This window comes from Novosphingobium sp. AAP93 (assembly GCF_001296055.1).
Lineage (GTDB): Bacteria > Pseudomonadota > Alphaproteobacteria > Sphingomonadales > Sphingomonadaceae > Novosphingobium.
Genome location: NZ_LJHZ01000019.1, coordinates 87,453 through 110,430, shown reverse-complemented (window position 1 = coordinate 110,430; position 22,978 = coordinate 87,453). Strand labels below are relative to the sequence as shown.

Below are 22,978 nucleotides of genomic sequence, written 5' to 3'. Positions count from 1 at the left end.
AGCGCCACCCCTTGCTTTCTGGCAAGACATCGAATGCTATGGGCGAGTTTGATGGACACGCGCGGCGATGGCCGACATTGAAAGTGCGTAGATGGCCACGCAAGCTGACTTGACCCGTTCCGAGAATACCCGTCCCGCCCCGCCTTCCGCGGTTCCGCCGGAGGCAGAACTGAGGGCACTCCACGCGCTGCAAGCCAAGGGCGACTATCAGGCGGCGGTCAACGGTGTCCGGCGGCTCCTCCCCACCGCCCCCGCAAATCGCGATCTGCTGCTGATCGAAGCGCATTCGCTGCGCATGATGCAGCAGATCGATACCGCGCTCGCCGCGCTTGACCGGCTTGGAGCGCATCACCCCAATTTCAGCCAGATGTTTCTCGAACGTGGGCTGTGCCATGTCGCCCGGCGCGATGCGCCGGCAGCAATCCTGAACTTGCGCACGGCCGTCACCGCCAACGCAGCGCTGGCGATGGGCTGGCGCATGCTGGACGGGCTCTACCGGATGACGGGCGACACGCGCAGCGCCGAGGTTGCCGCGCGTCATTTTGCCCATCTCGCCAGCCTGCCGCCGCCGATCGTGCAGGCCAAGGTCCTGTTTGGTGACGGTGAGGTCGATGTCGCCGAAGCGCTGATCCGCCGCTTCCTGCTGGAAGCAGGCAATCATCCCGAAGCGATGCGACTGCTCGCCCAGATCGGCCACCAGCGCAACGTGCTCGACGATGCCGAGACGCTTTACGAGGGCGTGCTCGCACTGGTGCCAGACCATGACGAGGCACGGCACGAATATGTCCAGGTGCTGATCGCCCGGCACAAGTTTCCCCAGGCCCGCGAGGCACTTGAACCGCTGCTACAGCGCGATTCCCGCGCTCACCCTCACCGCATCCAGGCCGCAACGATCCGCGTCGGGCTGGGCGATTTCGAAAGCGTGATCCCGGAATACCGGGCCATGATCAGCGAGATTCCCGGCGATACGCTGGAGGCACGGGTCCGCCGCGCCGATCTCAATCTGTGGCTGGGCCATGCGCTCAAGACCGAGGCACGCACCGCCGAGGCGATCGATGCCTATATGGCGGCGACTGCAGACCGGCCCGATTTCGGCGATGCCTGGTGGAGCCTCGCCAACCTGAAGACCTACCGCTTCTCCGCAGAATCCATCGCTGTGATGCAGGAACAGCTCGACGCGCCGGAGACTGCGGAAGTCGATCGCATCCACATCGCTTTCGCGCTCGGCAAGGCGCTGGAAGATGCAGGAGACTACGAGGCCTCATGGCAGGCCTATTCGCGCGGGAATGCGATGCACCGCGCGAGCAACGGCTATATCCCTGAAGTGTTCGAGACCAACACGCGCGAGCAGAAGCGCGTGTGCACGCCGGCCTTCTTCGCCGCGCGCGAAGGCTGGGGGCTCGAAGACCCCTCACCCATTTTCGTGCTCGGCCTGCCGCGCTCGGGTTCCACCCTTCTCGAGCAGATCCTCGCTTCGCACTCGATGGTCGAAGGCACGCAGGAACTGCCCGACATCCAGCGCATCGTCCACGAGTTGCAGGGCCGCGAGCTCAACTTCGACAAGCCGCTCTATCCCGGCTCGATGGCGGATCTGGACCGTGAGGCCGTCCTTCGCTTTGGTCAGCAGTATATCACCGATACGATGCCCAACCGCATCCTCGGCCGGCCCTACTTCATCGACAAGATGCCGAACAATTTCCGGCACATCGGCCTGATCCACCTGATCCTGCCCAACGCCAAGATCATCGATGCGCGGCGCGATGCGATGTCGTGCTGCTTCAGCAATCTCAAGCAGCTCTTCGCGCAGGGGCAGGAATTCACCTACGGCATCGAGGACATTGCGCGCTACTACAAGACATATGTCGAGCTGATGGACCACTGGGACGCCGTGCTCCCCGGCCGGGTGCTGCGCGTGCAGCACGAGGACGTGGTCGACGATCTCGAAGGCAGCGTGCGGCGCATTCTCGATTACTGCGGGCTCCCCTTCGAGGACGCCTGCATCGAATTCCACAAGACCAAGCGCTCCGTGCGCACGCCAAGTTCGGAACAGGTTCGCCAGCCGATCTTCCGTGACGGGCTCGATCAGTGGAAAAAGTTCGAACCTTGGCTCGAACCCCTGCGCGAGGCGCTGGGGCCCGAGCTGGCACCACGATAAGACATCAGGAAAAGGGACAGGAACGGCCAATGGCAGCGATAGGCGCAACGGCAGCCCCGGCGGGCGAGGAGAATGCTTCGGTAGCGCTGCGCTGGTACGTGCTGTTCATCATGATGCTGGCCTACACGATCAACATCGCGGACCGTTACGTGATGTCGACCGTGCTCGAGCAGATCCGGCTCGACCTGCACCTCAGCGATGGCGGGGTTGCCTTCCTCACCGGTGTGTCACTCGCGCTGTTCTACGTCAGCATGGGCATTCCGCTTTCGTGGATTGCGGACCGCTACAACCGGCGCAACCTGCTCGCCATCTCGATCACGCTGTGGTCGCTGATGACCACGCTGTGCGGCCTCTCGCGCGGCTATATCGAGCTGCTGCTGGCGCGCATGGGCGTGGGCATCGGCGAGGCGGGCGGCACGCCGTCGTGCAACTCGATCATCTGCGACTACTTCCCCGCCGCGCGGCGCCCGATGGCGCTGACGATCTTCTGCCTCGGCGCACCGATCGGCGCTTGGATTGGCGCGGACATGGCGGGTGCGGTTGCCAATGCCTATGGCTGGCGCGCGGCGTTCCTCGTGCTCGGCGTGCCGGGACTACTGCTCGCCCTGCTTATCATGGCGACGATCCGCGAACCCAAGCGCGGCTGCCTCGACGTGATCAAGAGCGACGATGATCCGACCCTGATGGAAACACTTCGCTTCTGCATGACGCAGAAATCGGCGGTCCACGTGATGATGGGCAGCGGCGTCGGCGCACTCTGGGGTTGGGGCCTGATGTGGTTCATCCCGACCTTCCTCCAGCGCACCTATCAAATCGACGTGGGCCAGGCCGGCGCGATCGTCGGTCCGATCCACCTCGTGATGGGCATCGGAGCCTCGCTGCTGACGGCGTGGATCCTGGCCCGCCCGTCCTACACCGATCCGCGCAAGATCGTGTATCTGCTCGGCGGCGTGACCGCCGTGGCGACGGTGCCGGGCATCATCGCGATCTACACGCACAACCTGACGCTGGCGACCGTGTCGCTGTGGTTGTTCATTCCGGGCATCTACTTCTACATCGGTCCCGCCTTCGCGCTTGGCCAGAACCTCGCGCCGCCCAAGATGCGCGCGATGTTCAGCGCGATCGCGCTTCTTATCGCCAACGTCTTCAACCTCATCGTCGCGCCGCAGGGCGTCGGCATGCTGAGCGACTGGTTCGCGGGTCCGGCGGGGCCTGACGCCAATTCGCTGCGCTCGGCGCTCCTCATCCTCGCGCCGACCGGGTTCTGGGCGGCGCTCCACTATTTCCTCGCCGCACGCACGATCGTCGAGGACCAGCAGCGGGCTATCGGTCATGTCTGAGCTTTCTCCCCTCCCCTCCTACATCAACGGCGAATGGGTCCTCCCCGCCACGTCCACCGCGGTCTTCGAGGCGATCAACCCGGCGACCGAGGAAGTCTGCGCGCGCGTGGCGCTGTGCGGGCCTGACGATGTCGACAAGGCGATGGCGGCAGCCCGCGCGGCGTTCGACGGCTACTCTTCGATGAGCCTCGAAGAGCGCCTTGCGCTTGTCGAGAAGCTGATTGCCGTATTCGAGGCGCGCTATGACGAGATGGTCACCGCGATCAGCACCGAAATGGGCGCGCCTTACGACCTCTCGTACAACGCGCAGGCCGAATGCGGACCCGGTCACCTCAAGGAAACGGTCAAGGCCGCGCGCGAGATGGTGTGGGAGCGTCCGCTCGGCGGGCGCGGCCGTCTGGTGCACGAAGCGGTCGGCGTCTGCGCGCTGATCACGCCGTGGAACTGGCCGATCAACCAGCTCGCCGCCAAGATCAGCCCGGCGCTGGTCGCGGGCTGCACGATGGTCCTGAAGCCGAGCGAGATCGCCCCGCTTTCTGCGCAGCTGTTCGCTGAATTCATCCACGAAGCCGGCTTCCCGGCGGGCGTGTTCAACATGGTCCATGGCACAGGCCCCGGCATCGGCGACCACCTGACCAGCCATCCCGAAGCCGACATGGTCTCGTTCACCGGCTCGACCCGCGCGGGCATCCAGGTGGCGAAATCGGCTGCCGAGACGGTCAAGCGCGTCAGCCAGGAACTGGGCGGCAAGTCGGCCAACGTGGTTTTTGCGGATAGCGGCCTTGAAGCCGCCGTCACGCGCGGGGTGCGCCACTGCTTTGGCAACTCGGGCCAGTCCTGCAACGCGCCGACGCGCATGCTGGTTGAAGAGTCTGTCTACGACGAGGCCGTCGCCATTGCCAAGAAGGCCGCGGAAGGTGTCACGCTGGGCGATCCGATGGAAAAGGGCCCGCATATCGGCCCCGTTGTCAGCAAAGTGCATTACGACAAGATCCAGCGCCTGATCGAGGCGGGCATTGCCGAAGGAGCTACGCTCGTAACCGGCGGCCCGGGCCGCGCCGACGGGTTTGACCGGGGCTACTATGTGAAGCCGACCGTGTTCGCCGGCGTAAACAACGAGATGACCATCGCGCGCGAGGAAATCTTCGGGCCGGTGCTCGTGATGATCCCGTTCAAGGACGAAGCGGAGGCGGTCAGGATCGCCAACGATACGCCCTATGGCCTCGCCGGCTACGTCCAGAGCGGCGACATGACCCGGGCGCGGCGTGTGGCGCGGCAGATCCGTGCGGGCAGTGTCTACGTGAACGGTGCGGGACAGGATTACTGCTCGCCGTTCGGTGGCTATAAGCAGTCCGGCAACGGGCGGGAGTGGGGCGAGTTCGGCCTCCACGACTACCTCGAGATCAAGGTGATCAACGGCTTCGAGGCGGCATGAAGCTCGCCGATATCGAGACGTTTGTCGTCGGCAACCCGCCGCCGCATTTCGGCGGGCGCTATTTCGTGTTCGTCAAGCTGACGACGGCCTGCGGGATCAGCGGGATCGGGGAGGCCTATTGCGTCCCGTTCTCGCCGCACCTTGTGGCGAAGATGATCGAGGATGTCTTCGCGCGCTATGCAGCGGGGCGCGATCCGCACGATATCGAGAACCTGTGGCGGCGGGTCTATTCGAGCGGGTTCACCCAGCATTCCGACCTCTCGCTGATGGGCGTGCTGAGCGCGCTCGAAATGGCGTGCTGGGACATCGTCGGCAAGGCGGCGGGCCAGCCGGTGTACAAGCTGCTTGGCGGGCGAGTGCATGACCGCCTGCGGGCCTACACCTATATCTATCCGCGCCCGGGCGACCAGACCGACGTCTACCACGATCCCGATCTCGCGGCGGAGCGGTCCGCCGAATACCTCGCCATGGGCTTCACCGCGCTGAAGTTCGATCCGGCGGGCCCCTATTCGGCATTCGACGGGCGCCAGCTGTCGCTGGAAGCGCTTGATCTGTCGGAGCGGTTCGCGAAGACCCTGCGCGAGGCTGTCGGCAGCAAGGCGGACCTCCTGTTCGGCACCCACGGCCAGATGACGGCAGCAGGGGCCATTCGCCTGGCAAAGCGGCTTGAGGCGGCCGATCCGCTCTGGCTTGAAGAACCCGTCCCCCCCGATGCGCCGGAGGAAATGGCCAAGGTTGCGCGGGCGACCTCGATCCCCATCGCGACGGGCGAGCGGCTCTCCACCAAGTACGACTTTGCGCGGCTGCTCGATGCCGGAGGCGCGGCGATCCTGCAGATGAACCTCGGGCGCGTCGGCGGGCTGCTGGAAGCCAAGAAGATCGCCGGCATGGCCGAAGTGCGCCACGCGCAGATCGCGCCGCATCTCTATTGCGGACCGGTGGTGGGCGCAGCGAACATCCAGCTGGCGACGGCAACGCCCAACTTCCTCATCCTAGAAAGCATCGAGGATTGGGGCGGCTTCCATACCGCGATCCTGAAGAAGCCGATCCGCTTCGAGGAGGGCCATGTCATCCCGCCGGCGGAACCGGGCCTCGGTGTCGAGCTCAACGAAGAAGTGGCGCGAAACCATCCCTATACCGGGGATATGCTGCACCTCGAGATGACACAGCACCCGGTATTCTGATGACTGAAATGTTTGATTATATCGTGGTGGGTGCTGGCACCGCAGGGTGCGTGCTGGCAAATCGCCTTACAGAGGACGGCAGGTCGACCGTGCTGCTGCTCGAAGCAGGCGGCAGCGACCTTTCGATCTGGATCCAGATGCCGATCGGTTATGGCCGCACCTTCTTCGACCGCCGGATCAACTGGATGTATGATACGGAACCCGTCGAGGGCCTCGGCGGACGCAGCAGCTATTGGCCGCGCGGCAAGGTCATCGGCGGCTCGGGCTCGATCAACGCGATGGTCTATGTGCGCGGGCAGCCGCGCGACTTCGACGATTGGCAGGCGGCGGGCAATCCGGGCTGGAGCTGGAGCGACGTGCTGCCCTACTTCACCAAGTCCGAGGACTTCGACCGCTTCAGTGCACACCACGGGCGCGGCGGGCCGCAGCACGTGACCGAGATAACCCCGCACGTCCACCCGGTGTGCCACAGCTTCATCGAAACGGCGGAAGGCCTCGGTTTCCCGGTGACGAGCGATTTCAACGGGAGCAACCCGGAAGGGGTCGGCTTTTACCAGATCAACACGCGCGGAGGGTGGCGCGCTTCGACTGCCAATGCGTTCCTGCACCCCGCCCTAAAGCGCAAGAACCTGAAGCTGCAGACCAAATCGCATGCGACGCGTGTGCTGTTCGAAGGCAATCGCGCGGTCGGCATCGAATACCGGCGTGGCGGCAAGCTGCACCAGGTGCGGGCACGGCGCGAAGTGATCCTCTCCGGCGGCGCGATCAATTCACCGCAGCTGCTCATGCTTTCGGGCATCGGCGATGGTGCAGCATTGGCGCGGCATGGCATTTCCGTGCAGCAGCACCTGCCTGCCGTGGGCAAGAACCTGCAGGACCATCTGGCGGTCTCGTACTTCTACAAGGTTCGCACGGCCACGCTCAACGATGAGCTGCATCCGCTGCTCGGCAAGGCACAGGCCGCGCTGCGGTTCGCGTTCGACCGGCGCGGGCCGCTTTCGCTCAGCGTGAACCAGAGCGGCGGCTTTGTGCGCAGCGGGCCGGACGCGCCGAACGTCGATCTGCAGCTCTATTTCAGCCCGGTCAGCTATACCAAGACGCCCTTGGCCGCGCGCAAGCTGCTCAATCCTGACCCGTTTTCGGCGTTCCTGCTTTCATTCAATCCCTGTCGCCCGACGAGCCGGGGGCATCTGGAACTACGCTCAGCCGATCCGCTGGAGCATCCGCTGATCCAGCCGAACTACCTCTCGACCGAGAACGACATCGCCGAAGTGCTGGCCGGAAACCGCCTGCTGCGCCGGATCGCGCAGAGCCGTCCGCTGGCGGACATGATCACCGAGGAACTGATCCCCGGCCCCGAGGTGCGCACCGAGGAAGACCAGCTCGCCGATTTCCGCGCGCGGGCGGATACGGTCTATCACCCGACCGGCACCTGCGCGATGGGGCCCGATGCGGCGACCTCGGTGGTGGATGCGCAGCTGCGCGTGCACGGCATTCAAGGCCTGCGCGTGATCGATGCCTCGATCTTCCCCAATATCACCAGCGGCAATACCAATGCGCCGACGGTGATGGTGGCGGAAAAGGGCGCGGCGATGATCCTCGAGGATGCGCGGCCGTGAGGTCAGCCGTTACCCCGTGAGATCGTTGGCCCTTGCTTGACACGGGCCTTGGCTTTCTTCTTCGGGCGCCGCGCCGGAGGAACAGCCCAACCCCGTGTCAAGCACGGGGTGACGGGGAAAGATCAATACAAGCCGGGCCTTACCGGCGCACCACCACTTCGTAGCCCTGCTCTTCGGGTTCATCGTCGACCATCTGCTCGGGGAAGCCGGTGCCAAGCACCTTGATGCCCAGCGGCTCCTCATAGCGGCGGATGATGTTGGGCGAATGTTCGCGCGGGCCGAAGGCGGCTTCGCCTTCCTTGAACAGGCGCACGATCAGCGGCGACATCTCGACCGGAACGCCGGTCTCCTGCGCGATCTTGTCGAACAGGCCGACATCCTTGGAGACGAGGTCCATCGTGAAGTTGATGTCGCGGCTGCCGTTGAGGATGACTTGGCTCTCGGTCTCGTGGACGAAGCTGTTGCCCGAAGAGATGCGGATCGCCTCGTAAGTCGTGTTCATATCGAGACCGACGGCCTTGCACACCGTCAGCGCCTCGGCGAGCGCGACGAGGTGCGCGGTGCACAGGAAGTTGGTCATCACCTTGAGCTGCGAGGCGGTGCCCCAGTCGCCGGTGTGGAGTACACGGCGGCCGAGCGTCTTGAGCACAGGCAGTACGCGCTCGAAGCCCTCGCGCGGGCCGGCGGCGAAGATCGAGATGTTGCCGGTATCGGCACGGTGGCAGCCGCCCGAGACGGGGCATTCCATGAACAGGCCGCCCCTGGCTTCGACCAGCGGGCCGAGGCGGAGCACTTCGGCATAATCGGTGGTGCTCATTTCCATCCAGACCTGCCCCGGGCGCATGACAGCGAGGAAACCGTCCTCACCTTCGGCCACGGCGGCGCTGGCGGCGGGCGATGGCAGGCAGGTGATGATGACATCGACCGCTTCGCCCAGTTCGCGCGGGCTCGCCGCTTCCTTGGCGCCGCGCGCGACATATTCGGCGACGAGTTCGGGATTGAGGTCGCGCACGGTGACGTCGTGGCCGTTGCGGATGAGGCTGCCCGCGAGCTTGCCGCCGACATTGCCGAGGCCGATGAAACCGATCTTCATGTGCGTTATTCTCCGGGGATCAGCACGATCTTGCCGACGTGCTTCTTTTCAAGAAAGGCGCGCTGCGCCGCGACGATTTCGGAAAGCGGGAAGGTGGCGGCGACGATCGGGCGGATTTCGCCGCGTTCGATGTAGCCGACAAGATTGGGGAAGACCTGCGGTTCAAGGATCGTGCAGCCGTAGAGAGTCAGGTCCTTGAGGTAGAGCGTGCGCAGATCGAGTTCGGCGATCGGGCCGGAAATCGCGCCCGCCACGCCATAGCGCCCGCCGCGCTTGAGCGCGACCAGCAGGCCAGGGAAACCCGCGCCGCCGGCTACGTCGATCACCACATCGAAGCTTTCGGAAGCGAAACTGGCATCGCGGGGCAGGACTTGGGATGCGCCGAGTGCGCGGACGCCATCTGCCTTGTCGGCGCTCGCAAGCGCGGTGATCTCGGCTCCGCGCCGCTTTGCCAGTTGTATCGCTGCCGAGCCGACGCCGCCCGATGCGCCGGTGATGAGGACGCGCTCGCCAGCGGCAAGCGCTGTGCGCGTCAGCATGTTCTCGGCAGCCGAATAGGCGCAGGGGAACGAGGCCAACTCGGTATCGGTCAGCCCCGTATCGATGCAATGCGCATGCACCGATGGCATCTTTGCGAATTGCGCGAAGGCCCCGTCGACTTCCGAACCGAAATAGGTGGCTTCAAAGCGGCTGGCCCCGCGGAACACAGGTTCCACCAGCACACGCTGACCAACGCGGGCGGGGTCTATCCCCTCCCCCACGGCCACGATCCGGCCGACAGCATCGGCGCCTTGGATGCGCGGGAACTGTGGCAGCGCGCCGGTCCAGCCGGAGTCCTCTGTCCTGGCCTCTGCAAAGCCATCGCCCCCGCCCGCCTCGGTCGCCACGGTGACCGACTTGGAATACCACGCGGTGCGTGTGTTGATATCAGTGTTGTTCACCCCGCAGGCGCCGACACGGATCAGCACTTCTCCGGGGCCGGGCTGCGGCACCGGCACGTCGGTGCGATACGACAGGCATTCGAACCCGCCATTGCCGGTTAGCAGCACGGCTTCCATGGTGGCGGGAACACCTTCCATTAGCTCAGGCCAGCGGAGGAAGTTGCGATTTCAGCCAGTCGAAATGCGCATAGGACATGCCGCGATAATCGTCCCACCCGCGCGCCGTTTTCTCGGCAACTTCGTCCGAGAGCACGTTGAGCGGCTGGCTGCTGGCATAGGCAAGCAGCAGCGTCTGCGCGGCCTTCTCGAAGAAGTAGAGGTCCTCGAAAGCTTCGGCGACGGACGTGCCGGTGCAGGTGATCCCGTGATTGCCCATCAGCAGCGTCTTCTTGCCCCCCAGCGCGGCGGCAAGACGCTCGCCCTCCTCCGCCTCGTCGGCAATGCCGCCAAAGCCCTGATCGATCGCCAGCCGATTGAAGAAGCGCGCCGTGTTGTTGTCGAGTGGCAGCATGCGCGGATCGGCAAGCGTGGCGAGCGCGGTGGCGTGCGGCGGGTGGCAGTGGATGATCACGCGCGCGGCAGGGCACTGGCGATGCACGGTGCCATGGATAGTCCATGCGGAGGCATCGGGCGCATCGGGGCGGTTCATCACATCTGCATCGTCGGCATCAAGCAGCATCAGGTCTTCGGGTTTGATGCTGGCGAAATGCTGCCATTTGCGATTGAGGAGGAACTGCTTGCCGTCGTCCGAAACCGCCGCGCTGAAGTGGTTGCCGACCGATTCCGACCAGCCCATCTGCGCGGTGATGCGAAACGCTGCGGCAAGATCCTCACGCAGCGCGGCGACGTCGGCTTCGGTCACTTGAAGCGGCCCTCGCTCGTCAGCGCGCGGTAGGTGCTGCGCATCTCGCCGCGATCGGCATAAGTCCCGCGCAGGTAGCGCGCGCCGCTGGTTGCCGAATAGGCCTCGCGCCCGTGGACGATGCGGTGGTTGTCGAACACGATGCATTCGCCCGCGTTGATGCGGAAGCGCATGAGGTACTTGGCGGACTGCAGCATGCGGCCGAACCGGCAGAACGCGGGGTAATAGCGGTCGAGCACGTCCTGCGGCAGGTCGAACACGTCGGCCATGTGCTGACTGATCGTCACGCCCGAGACTTCGCCGTGCGCATCAAGCTCGATCACCCGCTGGCGCGAGCGGACGTCGTAGGTGTCGTGCTCGCAGTAGAACGGCACTTCGGTTTCGGCGAGGAGCTTGAAGTCCTCCGGGTACAGTTCGCGGAAATCGTTCGCGACCGCTACGCCGTCGAGGAACAGGTTGGCCCCGCCCTCCACGCTGTTGGCACGGCAGTGGAGGAACTGGACGCCGGGGGCCATGTCCTCGGCCGGAGTGTCGGTGTGGAGTTCGAGCGCCTTGGCGGTGTAGGCAAGGTTGGTCGGCTCGATATGGGTCATCACGTCGAAGTATTCGCCGAAGAACGTCGGCCGCACGTGGCCCATCAGCTTGACCAGATCGGTCAGCGCCTCGTCGCTGTCGGGCATGTCGGTCACCAGCGCGACGCCTTCGACGATCAGCGCCTTCAGCCACTCGGCGACCTTGGCCTTGTCTGCCATGAGGTCCGCTTGGCGGAAGCGGGCGACGTTCGGGTAGTGGTCGGCAAACCAGGCACGGCGCGGCAGATCGGAAGGGTCGGGGCGGCGCTTGCCTTCGGCATAGCTTGCCAGCCACTCGAGCGGGTAGCGGCTGGTATGGTTCTCGCCGTCCCACGCGATCTCGAGCGCCCCCTCGACGACCTCGGCGCGGCGCGGACGCGGAGCAGCCTCCAGATGGAAGATATCGAAGACCCGCTCGCGGGTCTGGCTGTCGAACGAAGTCGGGCAGTTGTCGCGCAGCCAGTAGTTGTTGAAATAGGCGGTCTTGCCGCCGGGAAGCAGCACTTCGAGCCCGGTGTCGGTCAGCGTGACCGGTGCGGCGGACGAGGTGGTCAGCGTCATTGTCTTCCCCCGCTGGGATGTGCGGCGGCCTGCCTGCCGCTGTCAGTTACGACTTTAGCCCGGAATGGACTGGCTCAGCAGTGCATCATCAAGAATCATATATCGTATCAATGCGTGTAATGCACTCGCATCGATGGATCAGGCGCCGCCGAGCAAGTCTTCCGCCCAGGGCAGCTGCGCGAGGATCGGCGGGAGGCTTTCCTTGCGGATTGTCTCGCCGGCCAGCGTCGCAGTTTCCAGGGCCAGATCGCCCAGTTCGCCGGCGCGGCTGACGACCTGGATGCGGCGGGCGAAGCGTGCACGCGGGAGCGGCTCGATGCGCAGGTCCGGGATCAGCGCGGGCATCGCGGCGAGGCAGAGCAGCGAGGTGATGCTCCAGCCGATACCGAGCGCGACTGCATTGAGCTGCTGCGGCACGATATCGACTTCGATCACATTGGGCAGGCGCAGCCGCATGCGGGTGAGCTGGCTTTCGATGCGCTGGCCCATGCCGGTATCGAGCGAATAGCGCACGAACGGCAGGCCCTCGGCCGCCGCGATGGGATCGGCAGCGCCGCGGAAACTCGGCGGGAACACCAGCACAAAGGGATCGTCGAGTACGTCGTGGTGGACGACGCCTTCCTGCTTTTCGAGCACGCTGCTGCCGGTGATCAGCAGATCGACCCGCCGTGCAAGGAAATCCTGCTGCTGGTTGAGCGAGATGCCCGAGCGCACACGCCAGCGCGCCACGCGGGGCCCGAGCCGGCTGAGCAGCGGGCCGGTGAGCAGGATCGCAAGCGATTCCGCCATGGCCACGGTCACCTTGTCGATCGGCTGGTTGGCGCCTTCGCGCACTTCATCGACCATCGTGCGCGCAGTGGCGAGCAGGTGCGTTGCGCGTTCGTAGAGTGCCCTGCCCGCTGGCGTCAGGCCCAAGGGACGCAAGGTGCGATCAAACAAGGTCGCGCCAATGCCCTGCTCCAGCCGCGCGATGGTCTGCGAGACGGCGGACTGGGTGATGCGCAGCTGTTGTGCGCTCGCGGTCATTCCGCCCAGCTCGACAGTGAGGACGAAGACTTCCAGCGCATGGAAATCGAACTCGGCTGGGAGCAGCATCAGTGCCTCACGATAAAAATGACTGAAGCGCCATATTATAAACCGTTATCATGGAGCAAGCATGTTCCGTCGGGGCAACGCGGATTGACGTAGATCAATGCGGGGCGCAAAATGTCCACATCGCAAGGGAGATACCGAGATCGCGCCCGATCGCCTCATCAACCGCCGCTGGCTGCCGCTGAACGCGCTGCGCGCGTTCGAGGCAGTGGGACGGCATATGAGCTTCACGGCCGGTGCGCAGGCGCTGACGGTGTCGCAAAGCGCGATGAGCCGCCATGTCTCCAGTCTCGAGGATCTCATCGGTCGCCCGCTGTTCGAGCGCGGGCCAACCGGCCTCAAATTGACGCCTGCGGGTTCGATCCTCCTCCCGGTCGTGAGCAAGTGCCTCGACCGGATGGAGCAGACGATCAACACCATCCGCAACAAGGATCTCGAAAGCCGTCCGATCCGGCTGCATATCCCTCCTTCCCTGCTCTATCAGAACGCACTGCCGCTGCTGGCGAAGTTCCACAAGGAGCATCCGGAAATCCGCATCGATGTGGTGACCTCGAATGTCACCGGCGTCCCCCGCGACAATGTCGACATGGCGGTGGTGTTCGACCGGCCCAATGTCGACGACAGCGTGGCCGACCTGCTGTGGATGGTGCGGGTCGCCCCGCTGTGCTCGCCCGAGACAGCAGCGGCGCATGTCGGCAAGAGCTTCGAGCAGTTCCTGCACGACAACGAGCTGCTGCACGTGAAGCTGGAAGGCGAACCGCGCGGGCTGCTCTGGTCGAGCTACGCCGCGCAGCAGCGCCTCGCGATCGAGACCAATGATGGCCTTGCGTTCGATACTGCGTTTTCGGCCGTGCGCTATGCGATCGGCGCTTCGGGCGTGGTGCTGGCGGATATCGACATGTTCGCGCAGGAAATTGCCAGCGGGCAACTGGTAATGCCCTATGACCGCGTTTCGGCGGACGGCTTCGGATACTATCTCAAGACCCACGCCGAAGACCTCGGCGACCCGGCAATCTTCCTGCTGCGCGAATGGATCATCCGGCACTTCTCTGGCGGCATGGGACGGGATGCCAATGCGCCGACCGAGATGGTGCCGGAGATGCGGGGCTGACCCGCAGCGTCAGGGCGCGGGTGGCAAGTGCTTGAGCAGCAGCCCGTCCTGGTGATCCTTGACGAAACCCTTCCACGTCGGGTTCGCGCCGCCTTCGCTCACTGCATCATAGCGCTTGTCCTCGCTGGTCCACTCGGCGCCGTCGGATTCCTCTGACGGCACCGCGAGGTACTCGGCCTTTGCTGTATCGCCCTTGAGCTGCACATCGAGGAACGCGGTGATGAAGTGAAGCGCGATGGAGTTCACGCGGGGCTTTCGCCACATGCGGTCTTCGAACCAGTCGAAGTCCCACACGGTGCCGCGCATTTCCGCCGGTGCGGGATTGGTGCCGATGGCGTGGCCCGCCCCCTTGAGCGCGAGCAGCCAGCGGTCGGAGCCCTTGGCATCGCGGAAAATGGCGGCAGGGCCGGGATCGTAGCCGACAGTGCGGTCCGCCGTGCCTGCGACGACAAGCAGCGGCGCCTTTATCGCGGAGAGGCCATTGCCGCCCCATGCGGCCCACGGTGCGCCGCCCGCAGGCGCGATGGCCACGACAGCCTTGATGGCAGGATCATGGAGCGCGGCTGCTTCAGAACCGTTGCCGGTGTAGCGATCGACCATTGCGGGGGGCAGGCGCTTGACTGCCGGGCTCGCCGCATCAAGCTCGGCCCCTGCAACAGTAAGCGCGCCATAACCGCCGAACGAATAACCAGCGAGCGCGATGCGTGTGGTATCGCCGAGCGGCCCGAGCAGGCCGCCGCGGATGCGCCGCAGCACATAGGTGATATCTAGCGGGCGGCGGATCAGCGTCGCGGGCGTCTGCGCGGTATCGGTGATGGCCGGATCGCGGTGGCGGATCGCGACGACGACATAGCCCTTGGTGGCAAGGTTCTCACCCAGCCACGAGAGCATGACCGGATCGTTGTTGTAGCCATGCGAGAGCAGCACGATCGGATAGCCCTGCCCCGCCGGCTTGGCATCGGCGACCGCGAGCGCGGGCACGGTGAAGTAGGCAGGCGGCTTGGGCGGTTCGGAGACAAGGCTGGCACGGTAGGTGGCGCGGCGGTCCTTGGGGCCGACTTGCGCGGGATACCAGATGACCAATGGCATCGTGCGGTCGGCGCGGACCAGTTCACCCTTGGCCAGCGTACCAAGCGGATCGACCGCGCCTTTGTCCACCACCGTTTTCTCGATCACGCCCACCCCGTTGGGGCCGACTGCAGCAAGCGCAGGCGATCCGACTTCGGGAATGCTGGGCGGCGGCGCGGCCTCGGCTGGCGCGGCGGCGACCGACGACGCGCTGAGCATCGCGGCAAAAACGGACAGCGGCTTCAAGCGCGAATCATCCGCATGGCGCGATCGCAGACGCGAATGTCCGCGCAATCGGTGGGTTATCCGGGGTTTCCCGATCATGTGCCGGGTTAGTCCTGTCCTCTCGCATGGCCCCTGTTACCGCATTTACCTTGGCGCGCGCTATCTTGTATTCGCATCCCACCTTGCGCTAGCTGCATTTGTCCGACCACGCACGCGTGGCTAAGGAGCGGGCGCCACCACACACGCCGCAATGGCAGGCAGGAGCAACCACGTGCCGGATCCGGAAACCTATGACCTGCTGATCGTCGGCGGGGGGATCAATGGCGCAGGGATTGCCCGCGATGCCGCCGGACGTGGGCTTTCGGTGCTGCTGGTCGAACAGGAAGACCTCGCCAGCCACACCTCCTCGGCCAGCACCAAGCTGATCCATGGCGGGCTGCGCTATCTCGAATACTACGAGTTCCGCCTGGTGCGCGAGGCGCTGATCGAGCGCGAACGGCTGCTGGGCATGGCGCCACATATCATCTGGCCGCTCGCTTTCGTGCTGCCGCAGATGAATTCACCGCGCCCCGCCTGGCTCGTGCGGCTGGGGCTGTTCCTCTATGACAACCTCGGCGGACGCAAGAAGCTGCCCGCCACCCGTACGGTCAACCTCGCCCGCTCGGCGCTCGGCAATGGTCTCAAGCCCGGCGCGAAGACGGCGTTCGTCTATTCCGACTGCTGGGTGGAGGACAGCCGCCTCGTCGTGCTCAACGCCCGCGATGCGGCGGAACGCGGCGCAAGGATCGAAACGCGCACCCGACTGGTTTCGGCCATGCGGGAGGGCGCACTGTGGAAGGCCGAGATCACCGGCAGCGGCGGCACGCGGAGCGTGATGGCCAAGGGCCTCGTCAATGCAGCGGGTCCGTGGGTGGAAGACGTGCTCCAGCGCGCCGCCAGCGCCAGCCAGGACCGCGGCGTGCGGTTGATCAAGGGTAGCCATATCGTGGTGCCGAAGCTCTATGAGGGCGACCACGCCTTCATGCTGCAGAACCCCGATCGCCGCATCGTTTTCGCCATCCCCTACGAACATGATTACACGCTGATCGGCACGACCGACGAACCGTGGCAAGGCCAGCCAGGCAAGGCGCAAATCTCGCCCGAGGAAACCGACTACTTGTGCGAGACGGTGCGGCGCTACTTCGCGCGGGAGATCCACCCGGCAGACGTCGTATGGAGCTACGCCGGCATCCGCCCGCTTTATGATGATCATGCCGCGAGCGCGTCGGCGGTGACGCGCGACTATGTGCTCGATCTTGATGGGGGAAACGGCAAGGCCCCGCTGCTCAGCGTGTTCGGCGGCAAGATCACGACCTACCGCAAGCTGGCCGAGCATGCGCTGGAAAAGCTGGTGCCGTTCTACCCCGGCGCCAAGGGTCACTGGACGGCCGGTGCGGATCTTCCCGGCGGTGACATTCAGGGTGATGACTTCGCGGCGTTTGTCGCGCGGCTTGCCGCCGCGCATCCGGACTTTCCCCGTCCGCTGCTGACCCGCCTCGCCCGCGCCTATGGCACCCGCGCGCAGGCGATCCTCGGAACCGCGCAGACGATGGATATGCTCGGAACCGACTTCGGCGGCGGGTTGACCCAAGCGGAAGTCGACTATCTGGTCGATCAGGAATGGGCGCGCAGTGTGGAAGATGTGCTCTATCGCCGCAGCAAGCTCGGCCTACATGTGCCGCCGGGCACAGCTGAAGCGCTTGAAACTTATCTGGCGCGTAAAAACTTCTAAAATCGAAGGCCTGTTCGCTTAACCACTTTGTGCACCGCAATTCTGCGGTAGATGACGGCTGTGACGCTTGGGACACGACCAGCGCCTTCATTATCGCTGCGAAATAGTCGGCATGGGCGTTTAGAAGGGATTCAGCAGGCACTGGCATTGTCGTAGCTGCCACCCAGCAGCGCGAGCCTTCTGCCATGCCCCGGTTCTCAGACCTGTCCGTCGTAACCCGCGCCGCCGCGAGCACCGACCCGTTCATCAGAGCCCTGCTTCCCGCCGACGCGATGTTCCGGGTAATCTGGTCGACCAAGGATGTCGGCGGTACGACGCAGATCAGCTACAGCTTCCCTTGGGCAGGCGGTGTCGCCAGCCAGTTCACCACGCCCTATGGCCGCGCCGAGAACACCGCCGCGGTCACCGGCGCGGTAAATGCCAATCAGGCGCCGATGATCGCAAAGGCCTTCGAGGCCTGGTCGAATGTCGCCAACATCAAATTCACACCCGTCACCGAGACCGCCGATGGAACGGTCGGCGATATCCGTATCGCCTTCTCCTCGGCGATCTCGGCCGGATACTGGGGCTATTCGCTCGGCGTCTCGGACGGACGCGCCAACGCGCACGGCGATATCTGGATCGACGATACCTACATCGGCCAGTCTTTCGCGCCGGGCACTTACAACTACATGGCGATGCTCCACGAGATCGGCCACAGCCTCGGCCTCAAGCACACGTTCGAAGCACCGAAGATCCCGGCGGGGTTCGACAACCAGCGCTACTCGATCATGTCCTATACCTCGCCCGAGCAGGTGTGGTGGCGCAATCCGGCGACAAGCCGTACCGAGTGGCTGATCAAGACACCGATGGTCTACGACATACTCGCGATCCAGAAGCTCTACGGCGCGAACATGACGTATCGCACCGGTGCCGATACCTACGCCTTCGACCCCGCAGCACCTTCGTTCGAGACGATCTGGGATGCCGGCGGGACGGATACCTTCAGCGTCGCCGCGTTCAGCCAGGGCTGCACCGTGGACCTCCGGCCGGGAGCCTATTCTTCGCTTGCCTATGACAGCGTCGCGCTTACCAACAACATCGGCATCGCCTTCAATTGCAACATCGAAAACGCGTTGGGCGGCAGTGGCGGCGATACGCTGATCGGCTCGGAACTCGCCAACCTGCTCGATGGCGGAGCCGGGGCAGACGGGCTGCAGGGCAACGGCGGCGACGACATTCTGCGTGGCGGCACGGGCAACGACCAGCTCGACGGCGGCGTCGGCAATGACACGCTGAGCGGCGGTGACGGCGACGACGTGCTTATCGGCGGTGCCGGCAATGATCTGCTCGACGGCGGCGCCGGTACCGATACCGCCAGCTTCGCCGCAGTCAGTGCCTCCTTGCGGGTGAGCCTCGCCATCTCAGGCGCGCAGAACACAGGTGCGGGGAACGACACGCTCGTCAGCATCGAAAACCTGATCGGCGGCACCGGTGCGGATATCCTGACCGGCAATGACGGCGCCAACCTGATCAACGGCGGCGGCGGGGCGGACCAGCTGTCCGGCGGCGGCGGCGCGGACATCCTCATCGGCGGCGGCGGACGCGACTCGCTGCAGGGCGGCCTCGGCGGCGACGTGTTCCGCTTTGCCGAACTGGGCGACCTTCCCGACACCACCGCGACTACGGCAGACACGATCCTCGATTTCAGCAGCAGCCAGGGCGACCGCATCGATCTTTCCGCCATCGACGCAGTCAAGTCGACCTCCGGTGTGAACGATGCCTTCACCTGGATCGGCAACGGCGCCTTCACCAAAGTCGCCGGGCAACTGCGCTATGTCGTGGCCAGCGGCGTCGGCCTCGTCAGCGGCGATATCGATGGCAACGGCGTGGCCGATTTCGCGATCCGGATCGAGAAAGCTCCTGCGCTCACCGGCCTCGATTTCATCCTCTAGTTCCGGACCACCTTGAGCGGCACGCCCTGATAGGACAGGCCCGGCAGCAGGCTTTCCTGCTTCATGATCACGCTGCCAGGGCCGACATGCGCGCCCTCGCCCACCACGCAGCCGTAGAGCGGGACGGTGCCGGCGCTGATGGTCGCGCCAGCCATGATCCGCACCTTGTCGACCTTGAGCACGCGGTCCTCGAACGTGTGCGCCTGGAAGAACGCCGTGACCGTCGCCCCGTCGCCGATCTCGATCATGTCGGGATCGACAACTTGCGAGAACTGCGGCCCGAGCACCGCGCGCTTTCCGATCTTGAGGCCCATCAGGCGCAAGTAGAGCGTCAGCAGGAACGTGCCTTCCAGTTGCTGCAGGATCGCATTGGCATAGCGCGCCCAGGCGACGAAGACGAAGTCCCACCGGCTCGCCCAGCATGACCAAAGCGCGTGCTGGCCGGGCTTGACACGGCCCATCAGCGTCCATTTGAGCACGGTCACCGCCAGCAGCAGCGCGAGCAGCGGGGCCAATGTCGCCAGCGGAATGACGATCAACGCGAACTCGAGATTGGTCGCTTCCGGCGCGCCTTCGACCAGCAGCTTGTACCACAGCACCGTCGCCAGCAACGGGCCGACCGGCAGCACGAAGCGCAGGAGTTCCCAGAACACGCGGTTCCAATAGCGGATCGGCGAGGGATCGTGCGTCAGACTGCGGTCCATCTCGACCACCTGGCGGCGCGGCAGATCGAAGCTCGGCCGGCCGAAGCGCGATTGGCCGGCGGCGATTTCCTTCGAATTGGCGACCGTGCTGATGCCGATCAGGATATCGTCCGGTAGCACTTCCCCCGCCGGGATCACCGCATGGTTGCCAAGGAACGTGTTGCGGCCCAGCACGATGGGCGCAAGTCGCACCGTGCCGCGCGAGATTTCTGGCCCGCCGAGGTAGATGCCGTCGGCAAAGAACGTTTCCGCGCCGATGGTGACGAGTTCGGGCGTCACGTCGAAGATCGTGCTGATCTCGCATTTTTCGCCGATGTTCGCACCCGCCAGCCGCAACCATTGTTTCCAGAACAGTGTGCCTGAAAGCCACTGGCCCGCGTTGAAGGTCGTCGCGGATTTGAGCCAGACGCGGATATAGGCAAGGCTCCAGCGGTCAATCACGCCGGGCTTGACGCGGCCCATCGCGCGCACCATCAGCGCGCTCCACACGAGGCTGACAGGGACGCTGATCACAGTCACGCCAAAGACGACCGCGAGGACATGCGGATCGAGCTTGGGCTCGTAGATCCAGACCCAGATTTCCTCCGAACCGACCCCGAGGAGGCCGCACAGCAGCAGCGCGAGGAGCCCAGTCGGCAGTGCACCAAGCATGGTGGCGACGCCCTCGGCCGCGAGCATGGCGAAGCCGTGGGTGACCGGATGGAGGTGGCGGCCATGCGTGGTGAAGGCCGGTGCGTCCGGCGCCGGGCCGACGCGGCGGGCGGGTACGCCGTCCCACAGCTCGCCCGCTGGAATCGTGGTGCCCGAATTGATCACCGAGAGCGGCGCGATCACGCTGCCCGCGCCGATGCGGCAATCGTGCTCGACCGTCGCGCGGGTTTGCAGCGTGGCATCGGCCTCGATCACGATCCGCCCGAACACCACATCGCCCCGGTCATATTCGGCGAGCCCGATATGCGCGTCCTGCCCGAGCGTCACATTGTCGCCGATCTCGAGCAGGTCCCAGCCGCCGCGATGGAGGTGCACGCCGCGATGGATATGCACGCCGCGCCCGATCTTTGCGCCCAGCAGCCGCAGCACCGCATTCTGGAAGACCGTGCCGGACAGCATCGGCCAAGGGATCAGCCGCGCCGACTGGACAGTAACCCAATGCCGCAGATGATAGGGGCTCCACACCGGTGCCCGCACCGGACGATAGCGCCCGATTGCGATCGCCTTGACCAGCAGCGTGAAACCGACCGAGACCGGCAGGTAGAGCGCGACCCCGGCCACGGTGATCAGCGGCGTGAGCAGCACGAAGCCGACGAGATCAAGCTTGTCGAACAGTGCCGGGAACAGTTCCCACGCCACCCACCAGCTGACCCAGCCGCCAAAGGCAAGCTCGCCGGCCAGCCATACCAGCTGCACAATGTTGGCGAGCAGCGGCTGCGCCTTGCCCTCGCGCACCAATTCGGGCGCCTCATGCTGCGCAGCATGGGCAGTGGCCGCATTGGCCTCCTCGCCCATCGCGGCCAGCGCACGCACGGTGCGGGCGGAATAGATATCGCTGACTGTGATCCAGTCTGCCGCGCCGGCTTCGCGCAGCAGTGTGACGAGCAGCGCGGCGCTAAGGGAATCGCCGCCAAGGTCTTCGAAAAAATCGTCGTCGACCGACACGCCGCCCGGCCGCGTCAGGATATCGGCAAAGGCGGCGGCCAATGCGGCTTCGTGCGGCGTTGCGGGCGGTACGATGTCGCGGCCCGGCAAGGTATCCGCCGTAAAGCTCATCGGCGGCAATGCGGCCCGGTTGAGCTTGCCGCCGACCGTCGTGGGCAGTTCATCGAGCAGGCCGATCCGGCGCGGCACCATATAACCCGGCACGGTGCTGGCGAGCTGGGTGCGCAAGTCGTCGAGATCGAGCGCCGTGACGCCTTCCCCCGCCACCACATAGGCGACCAGTTCCGGCACCCCGCCTGCATCCTGCAGCCGCGCCGCCGCTGCGCGCACGCCGGGAAGTGCGGCCAGGCGGGCCTCGATCTCACCCAGTTCGACACGGTAGCCGCGGATCTTGACCTGCGCATCGATGCGGCCGTGATAGAACAGGCTGCCGTCAGGTTCGCGGTGGACGAGGTCGCCGGTGCGATAGATCCGCCCGCAAGTCGGGTGGTCGACGAACTTTTCGGCGGTCAGGTCCTCGCGGTGGCGATAACCGCGCGCAACTCCTGCCCCGCCCATGCACAGCTCGCCCTGCTCGCCTTCTCGCACCGGCTGGAGCGCATCATCGAGCACATAAGCGGCCATACCCGGCACCGGACGACCGATGGTGATCGGGCCGCCGGTCACGATATCGCCGCGCAGGCAAGTGACCGCGCATTCGGTCGGGCCATAGCCGTTGACCATCCGCCGCCCCTTGGCCCAGCGGTCCGCAATATCGCGCGGCAGGGCTTCGCCACCAACATAGAGCAGCTTGAGTTCAGGCAGGGCGCTTTCCGGCTCGCGGCAGCCGCTGCTGCGCAGCAAAGTCGGCGGCGGGCAGAACACTGTGGCACGCTCGTTACGCAGCCATTCGACGATGTCAGGCCCAAGCCGCGCGGCTTCGTCGTCCATCACCACCAGCGTCGCGCCCGAGGCGAGCGCCAGCCAGATTTCCTCGATGGAACTGTCATAGGCGGCGGACGAGCCTTGAATGACGCGATCTGACGGGCCGAGACCGAATTCGGCGAGATCGGACGCAACAAGGTTAGCGACGTTGCGATGTTCGACCATGACGCCCTTGGGCTTGCCGGTCGTGCCGCTGGTATAGATCACGTAGGCGAGCTGTTCCAGGCGGATTTCATCCGGCAATGCTGCGCCCGCAGGCGGCTCCTGCGCCGCCAGCTCCGTCACTTGCAGCAGGGGCACCTCGCCCGCGACGGAACCGAGCCGCACGGCGCCAGCCGCATCGGTCAGGACCGCGACCGCATTGGCGTCTTCCAGCACTTCGGCAATGCGATCATCCGGAAACGAAGGATCGATCGCCGTGTAGGCCCCGCCCGCCTTGAGCACCGCGATCTGCGCCGCATAGAGCATTGGCGAGGTGCGCGGTAGCAGCAGCGCGACAATCCGCTCCGCCTCCAGCCGCGGCGCGAGATGGTGACCGAGCCGGTCGGTAAGGGACACAAGTTCGGCATAGCTGATCGCCTGCCGGTCCGGCCGATTGCGCGCAGGCGGCACCTCGATCGCGGTCTGGTCCGGATAGCGGGCAGCGGCCTCCGCAAGGAAAGCGTGCAGCAAGGCAGGACGGACTTCGGGCGCGGTCAGCATCGCGCCCCTCTATCGCTGCGGCAATTGCG

General features: G+C 65.2%; 15 protein-coding genes. 8 read left to right on the top strand and 7 right to left on the bottom strand.

Annotated features, from left to right (window positions below; all coding sequences use genetic code 11):
* Nucleotides 1–109 precede the first annotated feature (109 nt).
* The 5 genes from IP83_RS04320 to IP83_RS04300 are packed head-to-tail and all read left to right on the top strand — an operon-like array spanning nt 110 to nt 7,733.
* Nucleotides 110–2,155: a sulfotransferase gene (locus tag IP83_RS04320; protein ID WP_369816992.1), complete on the top strand. Its 2,046-nt coding sequence runs from the start codon at nt 110–112 to the stop codon at nt 2,153–2,155.
* Between the two features lie 29 nt (nt 2,156–2,184).
* A complete protein-coding gene (locus IP83_RS04315) occupies nt 2,185–3,495 on the top strand; it encodes an MFS transporter (protein WP_054120977.1) in 1,311 nt (436 codons plus the stop codon).
* Nucleotides 3,488–4,930 carry an aldehyde dehydrogenase family protein gene (locus IP83_RS04310; RefSeq protein WP_054120976.1) on the top strand — a complete coding sequence of 481 codons (1,443 nt, stop codon included), beginning with the start codon at nt 3,488–3,490 and terminating at the stop codon, nt 4,928–4,930. The genes IP83_RS04315 and IP83_RS04310 overlap by 8 nt, the downstream gene beginning before the upstream one ends.
* Nucleotides 4,927–6,114, top strand: coding sequence for a mandelate racemase/muconate lactonizing enzyme family protein (locus tag IP83_RS04305; protein ID WP_054120975.1), 1,188 nt, complete (start codon nt 4,927–4,929; stop codon nt 6,112–6,114). The genes IP83_RS04310 and IP83_RS04305 overlap by 4 nt, the downstream gene beginning before the upstream one ends.
* Nucleotides 6,114–7,733, top strand: a complete 1,620-nt coding sequence (locus IP83_RS04300; RefSeq protein WP_054120974.1) for a GMC family oxidoreductase — start codon at nt 6,114–6,116, stop codon at nt 7,731–7,733. Before IP83_RS04305 ends, IP83_RS04300 begins: the two co-directional genes overlap by 1 nt.
* Nucleotides 7,734–7,872: 139 nt before the next feature.
* On the opposite strand, the gene IP83_RS04295 is transcribed toward IP83_RS04300, so the two are convergent.
* The 5 genes from IP83_RS04295 to IP83_RS04275 form a co-directional block, all read right to left on the bottom strand.
* The gene (locus tag IP83_RS04295) at nt 7,873–8,826 is read right to left on the bottom strand and encodes an NAD(P)-dependent oxidoreductase (RefSeq protein WP_054120973.1); all 954 of its coding nucleotides are present in this window, start codon (nt 8,824–8,826) and stop codon (nt 7,873–7,875) included.
* Nucleotides 8,827–8,831: 5 nt separating this feature from the next.
* Entirely contained in the window at nt 8,832–9,905 is a 1,074-nt protein-coding gene (locus IP83_RS04290; RefSeq protein WP_054120972.1) for an alcohol dehydrogenase family protein, read from the bottom strand.
* A gap of 4 nt (nt 9,906–9,909) precedes the next feature.
* Complete coding sequence (locus tag IP83_RS04285; protein WP_054120971.1) at nt 9,910–10,629, bottom strand: class II aldolase/adducin family protein; 720 nt, start codon at nt 10,627–10,629, stop codon at nt 9,910–9,912.
* Nucleotides 10,626–11,762: a TauD/TfdA family dioxygenase gene (locus IP83_RS04280; protein ID WP_054120970.1), complete on the bottom strand. Its 1,137-nt coding sequence runs from the start codon at nt 11,760–11,762 to the stop codon at nt 10,626–10,628. The genes IP83_RS04285 and IP83_RS04280 overlap by 4 nt, the downstream gene beginning before the upstream one ends.
* 138 nt (nt 11,763–11,900) lie before the next feature.
* Nucleotides 11,901–12,857, bottom strand: a complete 957-nt coding sequence (locus IP83_RS04275) for a LysR family transcriptional regulator (RefSeq protein ID WP_054120969.1) — start codon at nt 12,855–12,857, stop codon at nt 11,901–11,903.
* A 97-nt stretch (nt 12,858–12,954) separates the two neighbouring features.
* On the opposite strand from IP83_RS04275, the gene IP83_RS04270 reads away from it, so the two are divergent.
* Nucleotides 12,955–13,965, top strand: a complete 1,011-nt coding sequence (locus IP83_RS04270) for a LysR family transcriptional regulator (protein WP_082364471.1) — start codon at nt 12,955–12,957, stop codon at nt 13,963–13,965.
* A gap of 9 nt (nt 13,966–13,974) precedes the next feature.
* Here IP83_RS04270 and IP83_RS04265 read toward each other — a convergent pair whose 3' ends face one another.
* Nucleotides 13,975–15,279 (bottom strand): hypothetical protein, encoded by a 1,305-nt coding sequence (locus tag IP83_RS04265; protein ID WP_054120968.1) that lies wholly within the window; start codon nt 15,277–15,279, stop codon nt 13,975–13,977.
* 250 nt (nt 15,280–15,529) lie between these two features.
* On the opposite strand from IP83_RS04265, the gene glpD reads away from it, so the two are divergent.
* Nucleotides 15,530–17,029, top strand: a complete 1,500-nt coding sequence (gene glpD, locus IP83_RS04260; RefSeq protein ID WP_231624897.1) for a glycerol-3-phosphate dehydrogenase — start codon at nt 15,530–15,532, stop codon at nt 17,027–17,029.
* A gap of 185 nt (nt 17,030–17,214) precedes the next feature.
* Nucleotides 17,215–18,963, top strand: coding sequence for a M10 family metallopeptidase (locus IP83_RS19505; RefSeq protein WP_082364470.1), 1,749 nt, complete (start codon nt 17,215–17,217; stop codon nt 18,961–18,963).
* Here IP83_RS19505 and IP83_RS04250 read toward each other — a convergent pair.
* Nucleotides 18,960–22,949, bottom strand: a complete 3,990-nt coding sequence (locus IP83_RS04250) for a non-ribosomal peptide synthetase (protein ID WP_054120966.1) — start codon at nt 22,947–22,949, stop codon at nt 18,960–18,962. The two genes, IP83_RS19505 and IP83_RS04250, sit on opposite strands and share 4 nt — an antisense overlap.
* Nucleotides 22,950–22,978: the final 29 nt, after the last annotated feature.